The sequence below is a fragment of the Pseudorhodobacter sp. genome, from assembly GCF_030452865.1.
Taxonomy (GTDB): Bacteria; Pseudomonadota; Alphaproteobacteria; order Rhodobacterales; family Rhodobacteraceae; genus Pseudorhodobacter.
In genome coordinates this window covers 1-17,781 of sequence record NZ_JAKDLJ010000026.1, presented here as the reverse complement: position 1 = coordinate 17,781, position 17,781 = coordinate 1, and the positions used below count along the sequence as shown (strand labels likewise).

The window sequence follows — 17,781 nt, the reverse complement described above, 5'->3', positions numbered from 1 at the left end:
CATGAAGGCGATATGTTCGCCGCCATCCGGCAAAAGGACATGCTTCTGCATCACCCTTACGAGACCTTCGACATGGTGATCCGGTTTCTGGAACAGGCGGCGCGCGACCCGAATGTTCTGGCGATCAAGCAGACGCTGTACCGCACCAGTCTTGACAGCCCGGTGGTCTCGGCGCTGTGCGAGGCAGCGGAATCGGGGAAATCGGTCACGGCTTTGGTGGAGTTGAAGGCCCGGTTCGATGAGGCCGCCAATATCCGCCAGTCGCGTCGGCTGGAGCGCGCGGGGGCGCATGTGGTCTACGGCTTCATGACCCTGAAAACCCATGCGAAAATCAGCACCGTTGTCCGGCGTGAAGGCGATCACCTGGTCACTTATACCCATTATGGCACCGGCAACTATCACCCCATTACCGCGCGGATTTATACCGATTTGTCATTCTTCACCTGCGATGCGCCTTTGGGCCGCGACGCGACCAAGGTGTTCAATTACCTGTCGGGCTATGTGCAGCCCGAAGGTCTGGAGAACATCGCCATCGCCCCCAGCACGCTGAAACCGCGTCTGCTGGAAATGATCGCCGCAGAGGTGGAACATGCGCTCGCTGGTCGGCCGGCGGAAATCTGGGTCAAGGTCAATGCGCTGGTCGACCCCGATATAATCGACGCTCTTTATGCCGCTTCGGGGGCCGGGGTGAAAATCAGCCTTGTGGTGCGCGGGATTTGCGCACTACGCCCCGGCATCAAAGGGCTGTCCGAAAATATCAGGGTGAAATCCATCGTCGGGCGGTTTCTGGAACATTCGCGCATCTGCTGCTTTGGCAATGGCCATGGCCTGCCGTCCAAAAAAGCGCGGGTATTCTTTTCCTCCGCCGATTGGATGAGCCGCAACCTGACGCGCCGCGTCGAAACACTGGTGGAGGCGCATAATCCCACCGTGAAAGCCCAGATCACCAGCCAGATCATGGCGGCAAATATGGCGGATGAGGCGCAAAGCTGGATATTGGAGCCGAATGGCGAATATCACCGCAACCTGAACGCGCCGGATGGGCAATTGTTCAACTGCCACCGTTTCTTTATGGAAAACCCGTCTCTGTCTGGCCGGGGCAGCGCCGGGGCCAAGGACGTGCCGCGCCTTGCCCATAGCCGGGATGATCCGCCGGCCTGACCGGTTTCTCGCTGCGCGCACCGTGGCACGCATGACCCCGTGTGGTATCAAAATGCGACGAGTCGGCTTGCGCATACCCGTTGACCTTCACGCTGCAACGCGGCAAAGTTCGCGCGGATCACCGATATGAGGCCACAATGTCTGAACCTGCCCAAGCCAGCACCAGCGTATCGGGGGCGGAGGATGGCAACCCCTTTGGCCGCTCGCTGCTGGATGATCCTTCGACCCGTGCGCTCAGCCGGTTTGGCGTGGTCGATGTCGGCTCCAACTCGGTGCGGATGGTGGTATTTGACGGGGCTGCGCGCTCCCCCGCGTACTTTTACAACGAAAAACTGATGGCGGGGCTTGGCAAGGGGCTGGCTGAAACCGGTTGTCTGAACGCTGAGGGCAAGAAACGCGCCTTGATCGCGCTGAAACGCTTTGCGGTGCTGGCAAAAGGCATGGGCATTTCTCCGCTGACCTGCGTGGCCACCGCCGCCGTCCGCGACGCCACTGACGGGCCTGCCTTTGCCGCAGAGGTAGAGGCCAAAACCGGACTGAAGCTCTGGGTCATCGACGGCGAGGAGGAGGCGCGGCTTTCGGCGCAAGGCGTGCTGCTCGGCTGGCCGGAGGCGAAGGGCATTGTCTGCGACATCGGCGGCAACTCCATGGAAATGGCGCGGATCGCCAATGGCAAGGTCGGCAAGCGCGCCACCTCGCCGCTGGGTCCGTTCCGGCTGCAACAGGTCGAAGGCGGCGTTGAAAAACGCCGCGCGCTGATCAACCGCGTTTTGAAAAAGCTGAAAGACAAGATCGAGCCGGAAAATGATCGCATCTACCTTGTCGGCGGCTCTTGGCGGGTGATCGCAAGGCTGGATATGGAGCGGCGGAATTATCCGCTGACGGTTCTGCACGAATATCGAATGACGCCGCAGCAGGCGCTCGATACGCTGGACTGGATCGCCGAAAGTGACCCGGCGGTGCTGCGCGCCCGCACCGGAACCGGGGTGGAACGCATGGCGCTGGTGCCCTTGGCCTGCGAAGTGCTGCGCGAGGTGATCCGCACCTTTAAGCCGAAGGAAATCGACGTTTCCTCCTATGGCATCCGCGAGGGGCTTTTGTATGAACAGATGCACGAGAAACTGCGCGCCCGCGACCCGTTGATCGAGGCGGCCCGCGCGGCAGAGATCACCTCTGCCCGGTTGCCGGGGTTTGGCAAGAAGCTGTATTATTTCCTGCTGCCCCTGTTCAAGAATGCCCCCCCCGAAGAAATGCGCCTGATCAAGGCCGCCTGCCTTTTGCACGACACCACTTGGCGCGCGCATCCCGATTACCGCGCCGAAGTGTGTTTTGACAACGCGACCCGCGCCAATCTGGGCGGGCTTGACCATCCCGGCCGGGTGTTTCTGGGTCTTGCGCTGCTGCATCGCTACAAGAACAGCCGCACCGGATCGCGGCTGGAACCGCTGTTCCGGCTGCTGAGCGATGAGGAAATCCAGAAAGCCGAAATCCTTGGCAAGGCGATGCGGTTTGGCGCGATGTTTTCCGCCAGCGGCCCGGAAAGTGCGGGGAAACTGGAATGGTTCCCGCGCAAACGCCTGTTGCAATTGACCCTGACACCCTTGGGCAAGGATCTGTTTGGCGAGGTGACACAGGCGCGGTTCAAGGCACTGGCGGCGGCAATGCACGCGACACCGAATGTAATCGAAGGGGCAGAAAATGCTGCGGCTTGACCATCTGGCGATTTCCGCTTCAAATCTGGCTGACGGCGTGGCCGCTGTCGAAGCCGCCCTTGGCGTGACGCTTGCCCCAGGCGGGCAGCATCCGCTGATGGCGACGCATAACCGGCTTCTCGGTCTGGGCGATATCTATCTGGAGGTGATCGCGATTGATGCAGACGCCCCGGCCCCCGCGCATCCACGCTGGTTTGATCTGGACCATTTCGCAGGCCGCCCCCGGCTGACGAACTGGATCGCGGCCTGTGACGATCTGGAAGCCGCATTGGCGGTTTTGCCAACGGGTGTCGGCGAGCCGGAACAACTGGCGCGGGGTGATTTGCGTTGGCGCATGGCGGTGCCGGAAGATGGTCACCTGCCGTTTGACGGTGCCTGCCCGGCGCTGATCGAATGGCAGGGGAGCGCACATCCGGCGCAACGGCTTCCCGAAAGTGGCGTGCGGCTGGACTGGCTGGAGATTGCGACGCCGGATGCCGCTGCTCTGAACCAAATGCTTTCGGGCCTTTTCGATGACAGCCGCGTACGGATCGTCTCTGGTGCCGCAAAGACAATGCGCGCGCAATTTTCCACGCCAAACGGGCCTCGGGTGATCGCATGATCCTGCGCGACGTGACGGAGCAAGATGGCGCAGGCGTGCTCGCGATCTGGAACCATGTGATCCGCGACACCGCCATCACCTTCAATTCACAGGAAAAAACACCGCAAGACCTGCGCGCCTTCACTGCCGAGAAAGCCAGCGCCGGTCATGCGTTTCTGGTCGCGGCAGAGGGTTCGGATATCCTCGGCTTCGCAAATTACGGCCAGTTTCGCGGTGGTCTCGGCTATGCGCGGACGATGGAACACAGCATTGCATTGACCCAATCAGCGCGAGGGCGCGGCCTCGGGCGAAGGCTTATGACCGCGCTGGAAGATCACGCGCGGGATCGTGGCGTTCATTCGATGTTTGCTGGCGTCAGTGCGGAAAACCCGGCGGGCCGCGCCTTTCACGCCGCAATGGGCTATGTTGAAATCGCGGTGCTGCCACAGGTCGGGTTCAAGTTCGGGCGTTGGATGGATCTGCATCTGATGCAGAAAATCCTGACCTGACAGCGGTTTCGCTTCGGAGTATGCTTTCCCCATGTCGATCTGGACCCGCATCAACGACGCCTTGACCGCCCTTGCCACCGGCGAAGGGCTGTCCGCGATTTTTGACCGCTTGCGCGGGTTGCCGCCGCAATCGCCGGAACGCACGGTAGGCTTTACCATCGCTGTCATCGCTTTGGGGGCAAAGATGGCCAAGGCCGATGGCCATGTGACCCGCGATGAGGTTGCGGCCTTCCGCCGCTTGTTCATCATCGCACCCGAGGATGAGACGAATGCCGCGCGGGTGTTCAATCTGGCGCGGCAGGATGTGGCGGGGTTTGACGCCTATGCCCGCAAGATCGCGGCGATGTTCCCGGAGGAAAATCGCCAGATCCTGACCGACCTCCTGGAAGGCTTGTTTCACATCGCCTTGGCGGATGGCGAGTATCACCCGAACGAGGACCGCTTCTTGTCCGAAGTGGCGGAAATTTTCGGTGTCGGAGATCGCTGCTTTCGCGCGTTGCGGGCGCGGTTTGTCGAAGATGCGCCGCGTGATCCCTATGACGTGTTGGGGGTCGCCCGGGATACGCCTTTGGAAGAGGTGCGCGCGGCGTGCCAGCGGAAGCGGTTGCAATGGCAACCCGGCGCATGATCGACATCAATGCGGCATGGGACGAAATCAATGGCAAACGCGCGGCTTGATCCCCCGGCGCTACGCGAAAACCTGCGCCTTGCGACCTATAATGTCGAATGGTTCAATACGCTGTTCAACGATGCGGGTGAACTGCTGTGGGACGCTGAACCTTCTGCGCGTTACGACATCAGCCGTGCCGAACAGATCGCGGCTTTGGGGGTGGTGTTTACAGCACTCGATGCCGACGGGGTGATGGTGGTTGAGGCCCCCGACACCGGATCGCATCGCAGTACCATCACGGCGTTGGAGACATTCGCGCGGCACTTCGGTCTGCGGGCGCGCAAGGCAGTCATGGGGTTTGTCAGCGAGACCGAGCAGGAAATCGCGTTCCTGTTCGACCCTGATCGGTTGCAAGCGGTCCATGCACCAATGGGCCCGGCCCCGGATGAAAAGTCGAAACCCGGGGTGGCGCGGTTTGATGGCACCTTCCGCTATGACCTGAATGTCGACGCCCATCCCGAAAGCATCCGCTTTTCCAAACCACCACTTGAACTCGCGGTTCGGGACCTCAGGAGCGGGCAGACGTTGCGGCTGATCGGGGTACATGCGAAATCCAAGGCACCACATGGGGCGCAGAGGGCTGCTGACATCAACCGCATCGCGATCGACAACCGCCGCAAGCAACTGGCGCAATGCCTGTGGCTGCGCGCGCGGGTGGAGGAACATCTGAGCGCAGGTGACGCTTTGCTGGTGATGGGGGATTTCAACGACGGGCCGGGGCTGGACACCTATGAAAAGCTGTTCGGCAAATCGGGGGTGGAGATCGTGATGGCGACTGAGGGCCCCGCCGACCGGCAGATGACGGACCCGCATGCGCAAATGGTGCTCTCGCGCAAGGTGGGCGCGGCGCCGACTTCCTCGCGTTTCTACGACCGTATTCACCGACGCTATTTCGGCGCTTTGCTGGATTTCATTCTGGTGTCGCCGGACCTTGCCGCGCTTGCACCGCATTGGCGCATCTGGCACCCGATGGATGACCCGCTCTGTTGGAAAACGCCGGCGCTGCGCGATGCGCTGATGACCGCATCTGACCATTTCCCGGTAACGATTGATCTGATCTTGCAGCGCCAAGGGGCTGGAAATGCAGCGTGACACACCCCATATTGCCCAGATGACCCGTTTCACCGCCCCTTTTCTGCTGTGCCTTTCGCTTGGTCTTGCACCGGCGCTGCCCGTGTTCGGCCAGACCCCGCCCAATGATGGCGGTGAGACGCGCGATGAGGGATTGGGCCTGATGGAACGCGGCTTGCGCCTGCTGTTCGACGGGTTGATGCAGGATATGGAGCCTGCGCTCGACGATATGGCCAAGGCCTTGAAAGAGATGGAGCCGATGGCGCGTGAACTGGCCGGGATGATCGGCGATGTGCAGAATTATGAGCCGCCGGTGCAACTGCCCAATGGTGACATCCTGATCCGCCGCAAAGCAGGTGCACCGCCGCCAAAACTGCCGATCCCGGAGGCGAACCCACCCAATGCCATGTCGCCGGACGGACAGATTGAGTTGTAACGCGGACGCAACTTTTTTTGTTTGTTGGCCGTGCTGGAGCGGCGTTAAGGGGGGCTGTCTGCCCCCCTCGGCGCATAGCGCCTCACCCACCGAAGGTATTTTTGCCAAGATGAATGAGCGCAGAGTGTTTCAGTGTTTTGCAGCGCGGATCAGGCGCAGGATATCCTTGGCGGCTTCCGGGATATTGGTGCCGGGGCCGAAGATTGCCTTGACGCCAGCGTCATAAAGGAAGCGGTAATCCTGCTGCGGGATGACGCCGCCGCAAACCACCAGAATATCGCCCGCCCCGGCGGCGTTTAAAGCCTTGACCAGTTTCGGCGCAAGCGTCTTGTGGCCCGCTGCCTGGGAGGAGATGCCGATGATATGCACATCATTGTCAATCGCGTCCTGCGCTGCTTCCTCGGGCGTTTGAAACAAGGGGCCGACATCGACATCAAAACCAATATCGGCAAAGGCGGTGGCGATGACCTTCGCGCCGCGATCATGGCCGTCCTGCCCCATCTTGACCACCAGCATGCGCGGTCGGCGGCCCTCCTCCTCCGCGAAATCCTCCACATCTTTCTGGATCGCGGCGAATCCGGTGTCGCCTGCATAGGCTGCACCATAAACACCGGCGAGGGTTTTCACCTCGGCGCGGTGGCGGCCGAAGGCCTTTTCCATTGCCATGCTGATTTCCCCGACAGATGCGCGCGCGCGCGCGGCGTCCACCGCCGCTGCGAGCAGATTGCCGCCTTCGGTGGCGCGTCGCGCCAGTTCATTGAGTGCGGCATCAGTTTTGGCCTGATCGCGGGTTTCGCGCATCGTGGTCAGGCGTTTGATCTGGCTGTCGCGAACGGCCACATTGTCGATATCCAGAATGTCGATGTGATCCTGTTGTGCCAGCCGGTATTTGTTGACGCCGACAATCACCTCTTCGCCGCGGTCGATCATGGCTTGGCGGCGGGCGGCTGTTTCCTCGATCCGCAGCTTCGGCATGCCGGTGGCGACCGCTTTGGTCATGCCGCCCATCGCCTCCACTTCCTCGAGCAACTTCCATGCTTCATCGGCCAGTTGCGCGGTCAGGCTTTCAACGTAGTAGCTGCCTGCGAGTGGATCAATGACATGGGTGATTCCGGTTTCTTCTTGCAAGATCAACTGGGTATTGCGCGCAATTCGCGCAGAAAACTCCGTCGGGAGCGCAATCGCCTCATCCAGCGCGTTGGTGTGCAGCGATTGGGTGCCGCCGAGCGCCGCCGCCATCGCCTCATACGCCGTGCGGATGACGTTGTTATAGGGGTCTTGTTCTTGCAAGCTGACGCCGGAGGTTTGGCAATGGGTGCGCAACATCAGGCTGCCGGTTTTTTTCGCACCAAACTCGGTCATGATCCGGTGCCAGAGCAAGCGGGCGGCGCGCAGTTTCGCCGCTTCCATGAAGAAATTCATCCCGATGGCGAAGAAAAACGACAAACGCCCGGCAAACGCATCGGCATCCATGCCGCGCGCAATCGCCGCGCGCACATATTCGCGGCCATCGGCAAGGGTATAGGCCAGTTCCTGCACCAGGTTCGCCCCCGCCTCCTGCATGTGATAGCCGGAGATCGAGATCGAGTTGAATTTCGGCATCTCGGCCGATGTGTATTCAATAATATCAGCGATGATCCGCATCGACGCCTCGGGCGGATAGACATAGGTGTTGCGCACCATAAATTCCTTGAGGATGTCATTCTGGATGGTGCCGGACAGCAGGTCGCGCGAATGGCCCTGTTCTTCCCCGGTTACGATGAAACTTGCCAGAATCGGGATCACCGCACCATTCATCGTCATCGACACCGAAACCTTGTCCAATGGAATGCCGTCGAACAGGATTTTCATATCCTCAACCGAGTCGATTGCCACCCCGGCCTTGCCGACATCGCCTTCGACGCGCGGATGATCACTGTCGTAGCCGCGATGGGTTGCCAGATCGAAGGCGACCGAAACGCCTTGCTGACCGGCAGCAAGTGCCTTGCGGTAAAACGCGTTCGACGCCTCCGCCGTGGAAAAGCCCGCATATTGCCGGATGGTCCAGGGGCGCCCCGCGTACATCGTCGCCCGCACCCCACGGGTGAACGGCGCCACGCCCGGCACGCCGCCCATATGCGGCAGATCCGCGATATCGGCCTCGGTGTACAAGGGTTTGACCTTGATGCCTTCCAGCGTTTCCCATGTCAGCGTGACCGGATCGCGACCCTTCAGTTCCTTTTGCGCAAGCGCGGCCCAGGATTTCATCGCATCACTCATGGCGTTTTCCTTCATTCTGGACAAAGGGCTGTGCCTTTGACGATCTTGCTTTGGTTTACGGCCAAGACCCCCTATATCATGGGAAAGGGAGACCGCATGAAACGACTTCAAATTCTTGTTCTGACTGTTTTTCTTCCATTCGCAGCGGCAGCGGAACCGGCGGAACCGCTGGTCCTGATCGACGCACAGGGCGTGACACTGGCAGAGTTTTTGTGGCTCAAGCGTCCGATTGTGGTCTTCGCCGACAGCCCGAACGACCCGGCCTTTACCACGCAGATCGAATTCCTGTCACAGCGCCCGGCGGCGCTGGCCGAACGTGACGTGGTGGTGATCGTGGATACCGACCCGGCAGGCGCAAGTTTTGTCCGCAAGAAGCTACGGCCGCGCGGGTTCTCGTTGGTGCTGATGGACAAGGACGGCGGTGTGGAGATTCGCAAACCCCGGCCATGGGACGTGCGCGAAATCACTCGCGCCATCGACAAGTTTCCACTGGCGCGGCAGGAAATGTTGGAGCGGTATCCGTCGGGTCGATGATGCCTGCGCCGAGCATTCATGGCAACGTCTTCAATACATCACGCAAAGCTGCAATACCGTCCGGGCCGAATTGAATTGTCTGGCTTACGACGCCCTTTATTTGCCGTTCAGACGTCCCGTATGTGACAATCTGTAGATAGGTCTGGCCGCCTACCTCAAAAATCTGAAATCCTGCCTCGACGGGTTCATGTTTTTTGGGGTGTCGCCTTTCGACCGGGGCGAGTATTTCGATAAGCGCCATTACTCAAACTCCATGATCACATCATCCACTCGCAGGCTGGCCCCGGCGGCCGCGTTCACCGCTTTCACCACGCCTTTCCGCTCGGCGCGCAGGATGTTTTCCATCTTCATCGCCTCGACCGTGGCAAGCGCTTGCCCCTGCTGCACCTCATCCCCCACGGCGACATTGATCTTCACCACCAGCCCGGGCATCGGGCAAAGCAGGAATTTCGAGGTATCCGGCGCCGACTTCTCCAACATCAACGCCGCCAGCTCCGCTTGCCGTGGCGTGCGCACATGGCAAATGAAATCCGCGCCGCGCAGGCGCAAGCGGAAGCCGGACGGCGCTTTGCCGACTTTCATCACCAAGGGTTTACCATTCACCGTCAGGCGCGCCAAAGGCTGCCCCGGCGTCCAGTCGCTTTCGACCCGCATCTCCGCCCCGTCGGCGAAATGCACAGTAGACCCGGCCCGATCCGCCGCGATGGTGACATCGTGGCTTTCACCTTGCAGTTTGACGTTCCATTCGGTGCCGATCTTGCGTTCATGGTTGTCCATCGTGCCGGAAATCCGGGTGCGTCGGATTTCGGCAACCCGGTTCATCGCCGCCGCCGCAGCCACCACCCGACGCAGGGTTGCACTGTCAAGCATCACGCCGGTAAACCCATCGGGATATTCCTCGGCAATGAACGCCGTGGTGATTTCACCGGACACAAAGCGCGGATGGTCCATCACCGCCGAACAGAACGGCAGGTTGTGGCCAATGCCCTCCACCTCGAACGTGTCAAGCGCCAGTCGCATTTCCGCGATCGCATCCGTTCGGGTTTTTCCCCAGGTACAGAGCTTGGCAATCATCGGGTCGTAGAACATGCTGATCTCGCCGCCCTCGAACACGCCAGTATCATTGCGCACGATACCGCCGCCTGCGGTCGGCCCTTCGACCGGCGGGCGATAGCGGGTGAGACGGCCAATGGAGGGCAGAAAGCCACGATAAGGGTCTTCAGCATACAGCCGGCTTTCCATCGCCCAGCCGTTGATTTTCAGGTCTTTCTGCGCGAAAGGCAGCTTCTCTCCATTCGCCACCCGGATCATCTGTTCCACCAGATCCACGCCGGTAATCAGTTCGGTCACCGGATGTTCCACCTGCAAACGGGTGTTCATTTCAAGAAAATAGAAGTTTCTATTGCCGTCGACGATGAACTCCACCGTCCCGGCAGAGGTATAGCCAACCGCTTGCGCAAGTGCACAGGCCTGCTCGCCCATCGCTTTGCGGGTTGCAGCGTCCAGAAACGGGCTTGGCGCCTCCTCGATCACCTTCTGATTGCGGCGTTGGATACTGCATTCGCGTTCGTGCAAATAGACGCAATTGCCGTGTTTGTCGGCCAGCACCTGAATTTCAATATGACGCGGTTGTGTTACGAACTTCTCAATGAAAATGCGGTCATCGCCAAAACTGTTCGCCGCCTCATTCCTGGAGGACTCAAAACCTTCCTTGACCTCGGACTCCGACCACGCGATCCGCATCCCCTTGCCGCCGCCACCAGCAGAGGCCTTGATCATCACCGGATAACCCACTTCTCCACTGATCTTGACCGCTTCATCGGCATCGGCGATGACGCCCATATAGCCGGGCACAGTCGAAACCCCGGCCTCCATCGCCAGTTTCTTGGAGGTGATCTTGTCGCCCATGGCCTCGATTGCCGGGGATGGCGGGCCGATGAACACCACACCTTCCTTCTCCAAAGCAGCAGCAAAGTTCATGTTTTCGCTTAGAAAGCCATAACCCGGATGCACCGCCTCCGCCCCGGTTTTGCGAACGGCATCCATGATCTTGTCAATCACGATATAGGATTGGTTGGCCGGTGCCGGGCCAATGTGCACCGCCTCATCCGCCATGCGGACATGAAGCGCGTTGCGGTCGGCGTCAGAATAAACCGCTACCGTCTTGATCCCCATCGCGCGGGCGGTTTTGATGACGCGGCAGGCAATTTCGCCGCGGTTGGCAATCAGGATCTTCTTGAACATCTCGGTCCCTTTTCGTTCACGTCGTTGGCGCAAGCTAAGCAAAAAGGCCATCCGGGGGGATCCCCGAATGGCCTTGTGTTCGATGCAGCGCCGCTGATGCGCGGCGCGATCAGGTTGGCGTCAGTAGCAGGCCGGAAGGCCCGGAACGCCACAGGAAACGCCGCCGACAACGGCCCCGACGAGGGCGCCTTTGGTTTTGCTGCCGCCGGTCGCATCGGCAATAAGGGCGCCTGCTGCGGCACCGCCAAGGGTACGCACCGCCGCGTTATTGGTCGGTGAATTACTGTTCTGGACACAGCCCGCAAGGGTAATTGCGGCGATTGTCGCGAAGATGAAGGGGGATTTACGCATACTGCCAAGCCTCTTGTTTGGGTTTTTATTGCACCTGAGTCTATCGTTTCTGCGCGAGAATCAAAGCGAAAAACGCGCGGTATCGAAGCAACGTGAAAGAGAGCCTCTATCCGACCCGCGCTTGTAACAACAGCATGGTGAACTGTCGTATCAATGCCGCGTTTCCTGTTGATATCGCTACATTTTACTGAAATTCTAGTACCAAGTGGCGCGGTCGGTTCGGCAAAGAACGCTGCGTGGGCCGCAGCAAATTCACGCGAAATTGTGATCGGGATGCGCAGGATCATGCCTATTCGTCCTCATCATCCCAATCCGCCCAGTCATCCACGTCCTCGGCGGGCTGATCGGGCGCGAAAACCTTGGGAAAAGAGGCTTCGGCCACCTTAACATTCAGCCTCAACAATGCGTCATAACTCTCTGGATCGAATGGATCTTCCGCCGCAATAACTTCGCGACCGAACAACCACGACAACCGACCGGCATCAAGATTGCCACGCTCAAACGGTTCCTCACCAAAATGCTGCCAGATCGCTTTCACAAAACCTTCATCTGCGGCCCGGTCCACGTTGGAACGGTCGCGATAGCGTTCGCGTCGAATGATCTTGGTCGCGCCCGCCTTATTGGCGCGGCGGATGACGAACTGGAAGTCGGACGAAGGCAAACGCCCCGGAAAGCCGCGATGCTTGATCATACTGCACCGCCAAGGTGAGCGTTGGTCAGAAAAAGGGCGAGCGTGGCGCGCGCTGCGCCAAAGGCCCGCCCTTCTGAATTACTTGTATTTGCCTGTGTAGGTCGGTTCGGTTGAGACCGCGGCCGAGTCTTCAATATAGACGGTTTCCGGCTCTTTTGCACCGCAGGCTGCCAAATAGACAACCGTGCAAAGTGCGAGAATTGTTTTCGTGCTCGTCGACATCCTCTACTCCTAGTTTCTTGTGGGGTAGGCTTGGCGGATTGTTCCGCTCTGCGCCCCAAATGCGAGGTATCGGCCGCTTGGGTTCGGCCTGAGGAAACAATAACCTGTCGCCCCTGCGAAAGACACCAGAGATTGTGTAAGTTGGCGGGTTGTGGCTTGCCTACATCACGCGACTGTGCAAACCCGCCCCATCCCGCAATATCTTGTGTCTGCATCAATAAAACTCCCATATGCAGGCCCCTTTGTCGATCGCATAGGACTCGAACAATTGGGTTGCCTCGGGGTCAGCTTCGCCGAAAGGCAAGGCGCGGTCCGATAGCGATATGATCACATGCGCGGGAACCCTGTTCTTCGGCAACCGGGTCAAAACGAAACTCTCGCACAGGAATTGCATGTCCACTTGCACCGTTTCCTCATCCAGCCCGCCCTGCCCGCGCGCGATTTGTGGTGCGACAAAGCGGGCGCGCAGCAGGCTGCCGTCACCGCTGTCATCTTCCCAGATCACATCCTGCAAGCTGAGCGCCTGCCCGGACGGAACCGCAACCGGCGTGCCATCCGCCGCGGTTGCCAAGCCGTCCGCCTCTGTCACTGCCCCGGTCATCGCTGCCCCCTCCCGCTAAATCCATCATGACCCACCTGCCGCGAAAACCGCGACCTGCGCATTGCAACTGATTGAGTTACAAGGGAATATTATCGTGTTTCTTCCAGGGATTGCTCAACTTCTTGCCGCGCAGACTGGCGAAAGCGCGGGAAATCCGGCGGCGCGTTGACTGCGGCATGATCACCTCGTCAATGAAGCCACGTTCCGCTGCGACAAAAGGCGTGGCAAAGCGTGCCTCATATTCCGTCGCGCGTTCGGCAATCTCCTCTGCCGTTTTGCCGCGATAGATGATTTCGGTCGCACCCTTTGCCCCCATCACCGCAATTTCCGCTGTCGGCCAGGCATAGTTGAAATCGCCGCGCAGATGTTTTGACGCCATCACATCATAAGCGCCGCCGTAGGCCTTGCGGGTGATCACCGTCACTTTCGGCACCGTCGCCTCTCCGTATGCAAACAGCAGTTTCGCGCCATGTTTGATCACGCCGCCGTATTCCTGGCTTGTACCGGGCAGGAAGCCGGGCACGTCCACCAGCGTCAGAATCGGGATCTCGAACGCATCGCAAAAGCGCACAAACCGCGCGGCCTTGCGAGAGCTGTCGATGTCGAGACACCCGGCCAGCACCATCGGCTGATTGGCCACGACGCCGACCGATTGGCCTTCGATCCGGATAAAGCCAATAACAATATTCCCGGCAAACGCGGCCTGAATTTCGAAGAAATCGCCCTCATCCGCCAGCTTGAGGATCAATTCCTTCATATCATAGGGCTGGTGGGGATTGTCGGGGATCAGCGTGTCAAGGCTCGGCTCCACCCGGAGCGGGTTGTCAAAGAACGGACGCACCGGCGCACGTTCGCGGTTCGACAGCGGCAAAAAATCAATCAGGCGCCGGGTTTCGGCCAAGGCCTCCACATCGTTTTCATAGGCACCATCGGCGACCGAAGACTTTTTGGTGTGGGTGCTGGCCCCGCCCAATTCTTCAGCGGTGACCACCTCATTCGTCACGGTTTTCACCACATCCGGGCCGGTGACGAACATATAGGAGCTGTCCTTCACCATGAAGATGAAATCCGTCATCGCCGGGCTGTAAACCGCACCTCCCGCGCATGGTCCCATGATCAGGCTGATCTGCGGCACCACGCCGGAGGCCATGATGTTGCGCTGAAATACCTCGGCGTAGCCGGCAAGGCTGTTGACGCCTTCCTGAATCCGCGCACCACCAGAATCATTCATCCCGATCACCGGAGCACCGTTTTGCAGCGCCATGTCCATGATCTTGCAAATCTTCTGCGCGTGGGTTTCTGAAAGTGATCCGCCGAACACCGTGAAATCCTGACTGAAAACATAGATCAGACGGCCATTCACCGTACCCCAACCGGTTACTACGCCATCCCCCGGCGGGCGATCCTTTTCCATCCCGAAATCGCTGCTGCGATGGGCGACGAACATATCGAATTCCTCGAACGAGCCTTCGTCGAGCAACAACTCTATCCGCTCCCGCGCGCTCAGCTTGCCTTTTGCATGCTGTGCCGCGACCCGGCGTTCACCGCCACCCTGACGCGCGACACGGCGACGGTCTTCAAGCTCTTGCAATATGTCTTTCATCGTCGCCCTCCGCATTGTGCTCCGGCAATTTAGCGGCAGAATTCAGCAACCGAAAGCAGAATTGAGACAATTTGCAAAGCAATCATCCGATTGCAAAGGCAAATCGCCCGTGCCGGGTTCGCGCTGCGCCGAAATCCTGTTTGCGGCCCGGCAAACGCCGCAGTAAACTTCCGTGTGCGGTGGTCAGATCCCGTCCACCTGCCGCTGCCGCCGCTTCACCCAAAGGATGCACCCAATCGCGGCGGATGAGGTGAGCAACATCAGCAGAATCAATGGCATCGGGCCAGTATCGGGGCCAAGAATATAGCCGGCCAAAGCCGAAAGCGCCGCCCCGACAGCAATCTGGAACGCGCCTCCAAGCCCTGCGGCAGAACCTGCCAGATCTGGCCGGACCGAAAGCATCCCGGCATTGGCGCTTGGCGTCAACAAACCGTTGCCGATGCCGACAAAGATCATTGCGCCGAAAAACACGTTCTGCCCGGCGCCCACCGCCCATTCCAGCACGGCCAGCAGCGCCATTCCCGTGGTGCAGACCCATGCTCCGGCCATGATCATCCGGTTGATCCCGACCCGAACAGTGTAGCGCCCCGAAAGGTAATTGCCGGCCATATAGCCCACCGCAGGAGCGCCGAAATAAAGTCCCAGCGTCGTCGGGTCCATCTTGTAAAAAATGGTCCCGACATAGGGCGCGCCACCCAGATAGGAAAAGAACGCGCCCGAGGCAAACGCGGCGGACAGGCTATAACCCCAAAAGCGTTGCGACAAAAGCAAGGCCGGGTATTGACGGAACTGCGCGGTCAGGCTGCTGGCGCGGGTTGTCGCAGTTTCACCCATGTCGAAAAAGATCACTGTAAAGCTGAGCGCACCCGCGAGCGTGAGCAGCACGAAGGACGCCTGCCAGCCGAACAGCCCGTCAAGCGCGCCACCGACAACGGGCGCGGCCATCGGCACCATCGCCATCCCCATTGCAACATAGCCGATCATCGAGGCCGCCTGATCCTGCGGCACCATGTCCCGCACCGCCGCCCGCGACAACACGAACCCGGAAGCGATTGCCGCCTGCGACAGGCGGCAGGCCAGGAAGATGCCGTAATTGGGCGCGAGCAACGTGCCCACTGATGCCAGCGTGAAGATCGCCGTGGCGACCAGCATCACCGGGCGGCGGCCAAACCGATCCGAAATCGGGCCGACAAAGACCTGCAACACCGCCGTCGCAGCAAGATAAAGCGACAGCGAAAGCTGTACCATGGCGTAATCGACATCAAAATACCGTGCCATCGACGGCAGTGAGGGCAGAAATATGTTCAGCGACATCGCGGCAACGCCCGCCATCAGGACAAGCGTGGTCAGATGCGGGGCGGTGGTCCTGTCGAAATACCGGACATGGGGGGGCTTGATCATAGACCCGTGCTACGATGAACGCGCGGGGCTGTCCATCGGGGAAACCATGTCTTCGCCTGCAAAGCCGGTCCCTTAGCGCTGCTGGTCGGGCCAATCGGGATTCATCTCTGGCGCAAGGTTCATCGGGGCCAACGGCGCGCGCGCCAGAATGTGATCGGCGGCCTTTTCGCCGACCATGCTCGACGGGCCATTCAAGTTGCCGTTAGTGATGCGCGGGAAGATAGAACTGTCGGCAAGGCGCAATCCGTCAACCCCGATCACCCGACATTCCGGGTCGACCACGGCCATCCGGTCATCGCGCCGACCCATCCGTGCGGTGCCGCAGGGATGATAGGCGCTTTCGGCATGTTCGCGGATAAAATCGTCGATCTCGGCATCGGTTTGCACAGCCGCGCCCGGCTGTATCTCATGTTTGACGAAAGGCTCCATCGCGGCTTGCGCGAACACCTCCCGCGTCAGGCGGATGCAGGCGCGGAAATCCTCCCAGTCCTGCGGTTCGGACATGTAGTTGAAGCGGATCACCGGGTTTGCTGCGGGATCGGCAGAGCGCAAGCGGACAGTGCCTCGCGACGGGCTGCGCATTGGGCCGGTATGCACCTGGAAGCCATGACCTTCGGCACTGACCTTGCCATCGTAGCGCACAGCTATTGGCAGGAAATGATACTGGATATCAGGGTATTCCACGCCTTTGTTCGAGCGGATGAAGCCACAGGCCTCAAACTGGTTCGACGCGCCAAGCCCTTTGCGGGTCAACAGCCATTGCGCGCCGATCAGCGCCTTGCCGATCAGGTTCCAGTATTTATAAAGTGTGATCGGCTGCTTGCTGGCGAATTGCATATAGACCTCCAGATGGTCCTGCAAATTGCTGCCAACGCCGGGGCGATCCGCGATCACACCGATCCCATGTTCCGCCAAATGCGCGGCGGGGCCGATACCCGACAGCATCAGAAGTTTCGGCGAATTGAGGCTGGAAGCGGCGAGGATCACCTCTTTGCGTGCCAAAATCACCTCGACCGAACTGCCGCGCGAAATCTCCACTCCCGTTGCACGCCCGTCAACGATCACCACTTTGCGGGCAAGACCCCGAACCAGCGTCACATTTCCGCGCTTCAACGCCGGTTTCAGATAGGCATTGGCGGCAGACCAACGTTGGCCGTTGTGGATCGTGGCTTCCATCGGGCCGAACCCTTCTTGCCGCGCCCCATTATAGTCCTGCGTCACCGCATAGCCTGCCTGCGCACCCGCCTGAATGAAGGCGTCAAACAGCGGGTTTTCGCGTGGCCCGCGCGAGATGTGCAAGGGACCATCGCTGCCACGATACTCCGAGGTGCCGCCGTGCCAATGCTCCATCCGGCGAAAATAGGGCAAGACATCGGCATAGGCCCAGCCATCGGCCCCGGTATCGGCCCAATGGTCGAAATCCTTGGCATGGCCGCGCACATAGACCATGCCATTGATCGAGGATGATCCCCCGATCACCTTGCCGCGCGGCGTCACCAGCACCCGCCCACCAAGATGCGGTTCCGGTTCGGATTTCATGCCCCAGTCATAGATCGGCATATTCATCGGATAGGACAGCGCCGCAGGCATCTGGATGAAGGGTCCGACATCGCTGCCACCAAACTCGATCACGATGACCGAAGCCCCCGCCTCGCCCAACCGATACGCCATCGCGCAGCCCGCCGAGCCCGCGCCAACAATCACATAATCCGCTTGCATGCTGTCTCTCAGTCCTT

General features: G+C 60.0%; 16 protein-coding genes and 1 pseudogene. 8 read left to right on the top strand and 9 right to left on the bottom strand.

Features of this window, described 5'->3' with window-relative positions:
- The 7 genes and pseudogenes from ppk1 to L0H65_RS03240 form a co-directional block, all read left to right on the top strand.
- Positions 1–1,161, top strand: a 1,161-nt coding sequence (gene ppk1 / locus L0H65_RS03270) for a polyphosphate kinase 1 (protein WP_301457378.1), incomplete at its 5' end; no start/stop codon positions are given.
- 137 nt (positions 1,162–1,298) lie between these two features.
- Positions 1,299–2,873, top strand: coding sequence for a Ppx/GppA family phosphatase (locus L0H65_RS03265; RefSeq protein ID WP_301457377.1), 1,575 nt, complete (start codon positions 1,299–1,301; stop codon positions 2,871–2,873).
- Positions 2,860–3,474: a VOC family protein gene (locus L0H65_RS03260; RefSeq protein ID WP_301457376.1), complete on the top strand. Its 615-nt coding sequence runs from the start codon at positions 2,860–2,862 to the stop codon at positions 3,472–3,474. The genes L0H65_RS03265 and L0H65_RS03260 overlap by 14 nt, the downstream gene beginning before the upstream one ends.
- On the top strand, positions 3,471–3,962 hold the full coding sequence (locus L0H65_RS03255; RefSeq protein ID WP_301457374.1) for a GNAT family N-acetyltransferase: 492 nt from the start codon (positions 3,471–3,473) through the stop codon (positions 3,960–3,962). Before L0H65_RS03260 ends, L0H65_RS03255 begins: the two co-directional genes overlap by 4 nt.
- Positions 3,963–3,993: 31 nt before the next feature.
- Positions 3,994–4,640: pseudogene (locus L0H65_RS03250) on the top strand (TerB family tellurite resistance protein).
- A complete protein-coding gene (locus L0H65_RS03245; protein WP_301457373.1) occupies positions 4,621–5,724 on the top strand; it encodes an endonuclease/exonuclease/phosphatase family protein in 1,104 nt (367 codons plus the stop codon). The pseudogene L0H65_RS03250 and the gene L0H65_RS03245 overlap by 20 nt, the downstream one beginning before the upstream one ends.
- Positions 5,714–6,139: an AAA+ family ATPase gene (locus tag L0H65_RS03240; protein WP_301457372.1), complete on the top strand. Its 426-nt coding sequence runs from the start codon at positions 5,714–5,716 to the stop codon at positions 6,137–6,139. Before L0H65_RS03245 ends, L0H65_RS03240 begins: the two co-directional genes overlap by 11 nt.
- A 129-nt stretch (positions 6,140–6,268) precedes the next feature.
- Here the strand turns inward: L0H65_RS03240 and scpA are convergent, their stop codons facing one another.
- Positions 6,269–8,398 carry a methylmalonyl-CoA mutase gene (scpA, locus tag L0H65_RS03235; protein ID WP_301457371.1) on the bottom strand — a complete coding sequence of 710 codons (2,130 nt, stop codon included), beginning with the start codon at positions 8,396–8,398 and terminating at the stop codon, positions 6,269–6,271.
- Positions 8,399–8,494: 96 nt separating this feature from the next.
- Here scpA and L0H65_RS03230 point away from each other — a divergent pair, with 96 nt between their 5' ends.
- The gene (locus tag L0H65_RS03230; protein WP_301457370.1) at positions 8,495–8,932 is read left to right on the top strand and encodes a DUF4174 domain-containing protein; all 438 of its coding nucleotides are present in this window, start codon (positions 8,495–8,497) and stop codon (positions 8,930–8,932) included.
- A gap of 16 nt (positions 8,933–8,948) precedes the next feature.
- Here L0H65_RS03230 and L0H65_RS03225 read toward each other — a convergent pair whose 3' ends face one another.
- The 8 genes from L0H65_RS03225 to betA form a co-directional block, all read right to left on the bottom strand.
- Positions 8,949–9,173 carry a hypothetical protein gene (locus L0H65_RS03225; RefSeq protein ID WP_301457368.1) on the bottom strand — a complete coding sequence of 75 codons (225 nt, stop codon included), beginning with the start codon at positions 9,171–9,173 and terminating at the stop codon, positions 8,949–8,951.
- The gene (locus tag L0H65_RS03220; RefSeq protein ID WP_301457367.1) at positions 9,173–11,176 is read right to left on the bottom strand and encodes an acetyl/propionyl/methylcrotonyl-CoA carboxylase subunit alpha; all 2,004 of its coding nucleotides are present in this window, start codon (positions 11,174–11,176) and stop codon (positions 9,173–9,175) included. Before L0H65_RS03220 ends, L0H65_RS03225 begins: the two co-directional genes overlap by 1 nt.
- A gap of 120 nt (positions 11,177–11,296) precedes the next feature.
- Positions 11,297–11,527 carry a hypothetical protein gene (locus L0H65_RS03215; RefSeq protein ID WP_301457366.1) on the bottom strand — a complete coding sequence of 77 codons (231 nt, stop codon included), beginning with the start codon at positions 11,525–11,527 and terminating at the stop codon, positions 11,297–11,299.
- 289 nt (positions 11,528–11,816) lie between these two features.
- Positions 11,817–12,218: a hypothetical protein gene (locus L0H65_RS03210; protein ID WP_301457365.1), complete on the bottom strand. Its 402-nt coding sequence runs from the start codon at positions 12,216–12,218 to the stop codon at positions 11,817–11,819.
- Between the two features lie 436 nt (positions 12,219–12,654).
- A complete protein-coding gene (locus L0H65_RS03205; RefSeq protein ID WP_301457364.1) occupies positions 12,655–13,041 on the bottom strand; it encodes a DUF6497 family protein in 387 nt (128 codons plus the stop codon).
- Positions 13,042–13,117: 76 nt separating this feature from the next.
- Positions 13,118–14,644, bottom strand: a complete 1,527-nt coding sequence (locus L0H65_RS03200; protein ID WP_301457363.1) for an acyl-CoA carboxylase subunit beta — start codon at positions 14,642–14,644, stop codon at positions 13,118–13,120.
- Positions 14,645–14,827: 183 nt separating this feature from the next.
- Entirely contained in the window at positions 14,828–16,045 is a 1,218-nt protein-coding gene (locus L0H65_RS03195; protein ID WP_301457362.1) for a multidrug effflux MFS transporter, read from the bottom strand.
- A 72-nt stretch (positions 16,046–16,117) separates the two neighbouring features.
- Positions 16,118–17,764: a choline dehydrogenase gene (gene betA / locus L0H65_RS03190; RefSeq protein ID WP_301457380.1), complete on the bottom strand. Its 1,647-nt coding sequence runs from the start codon at positions 17,762–17,764 to the stop codon at positions 16,118–16,120.
- Between the last annotated feature and the right edge of the window lie 17 nt (positions 17,765–17,781).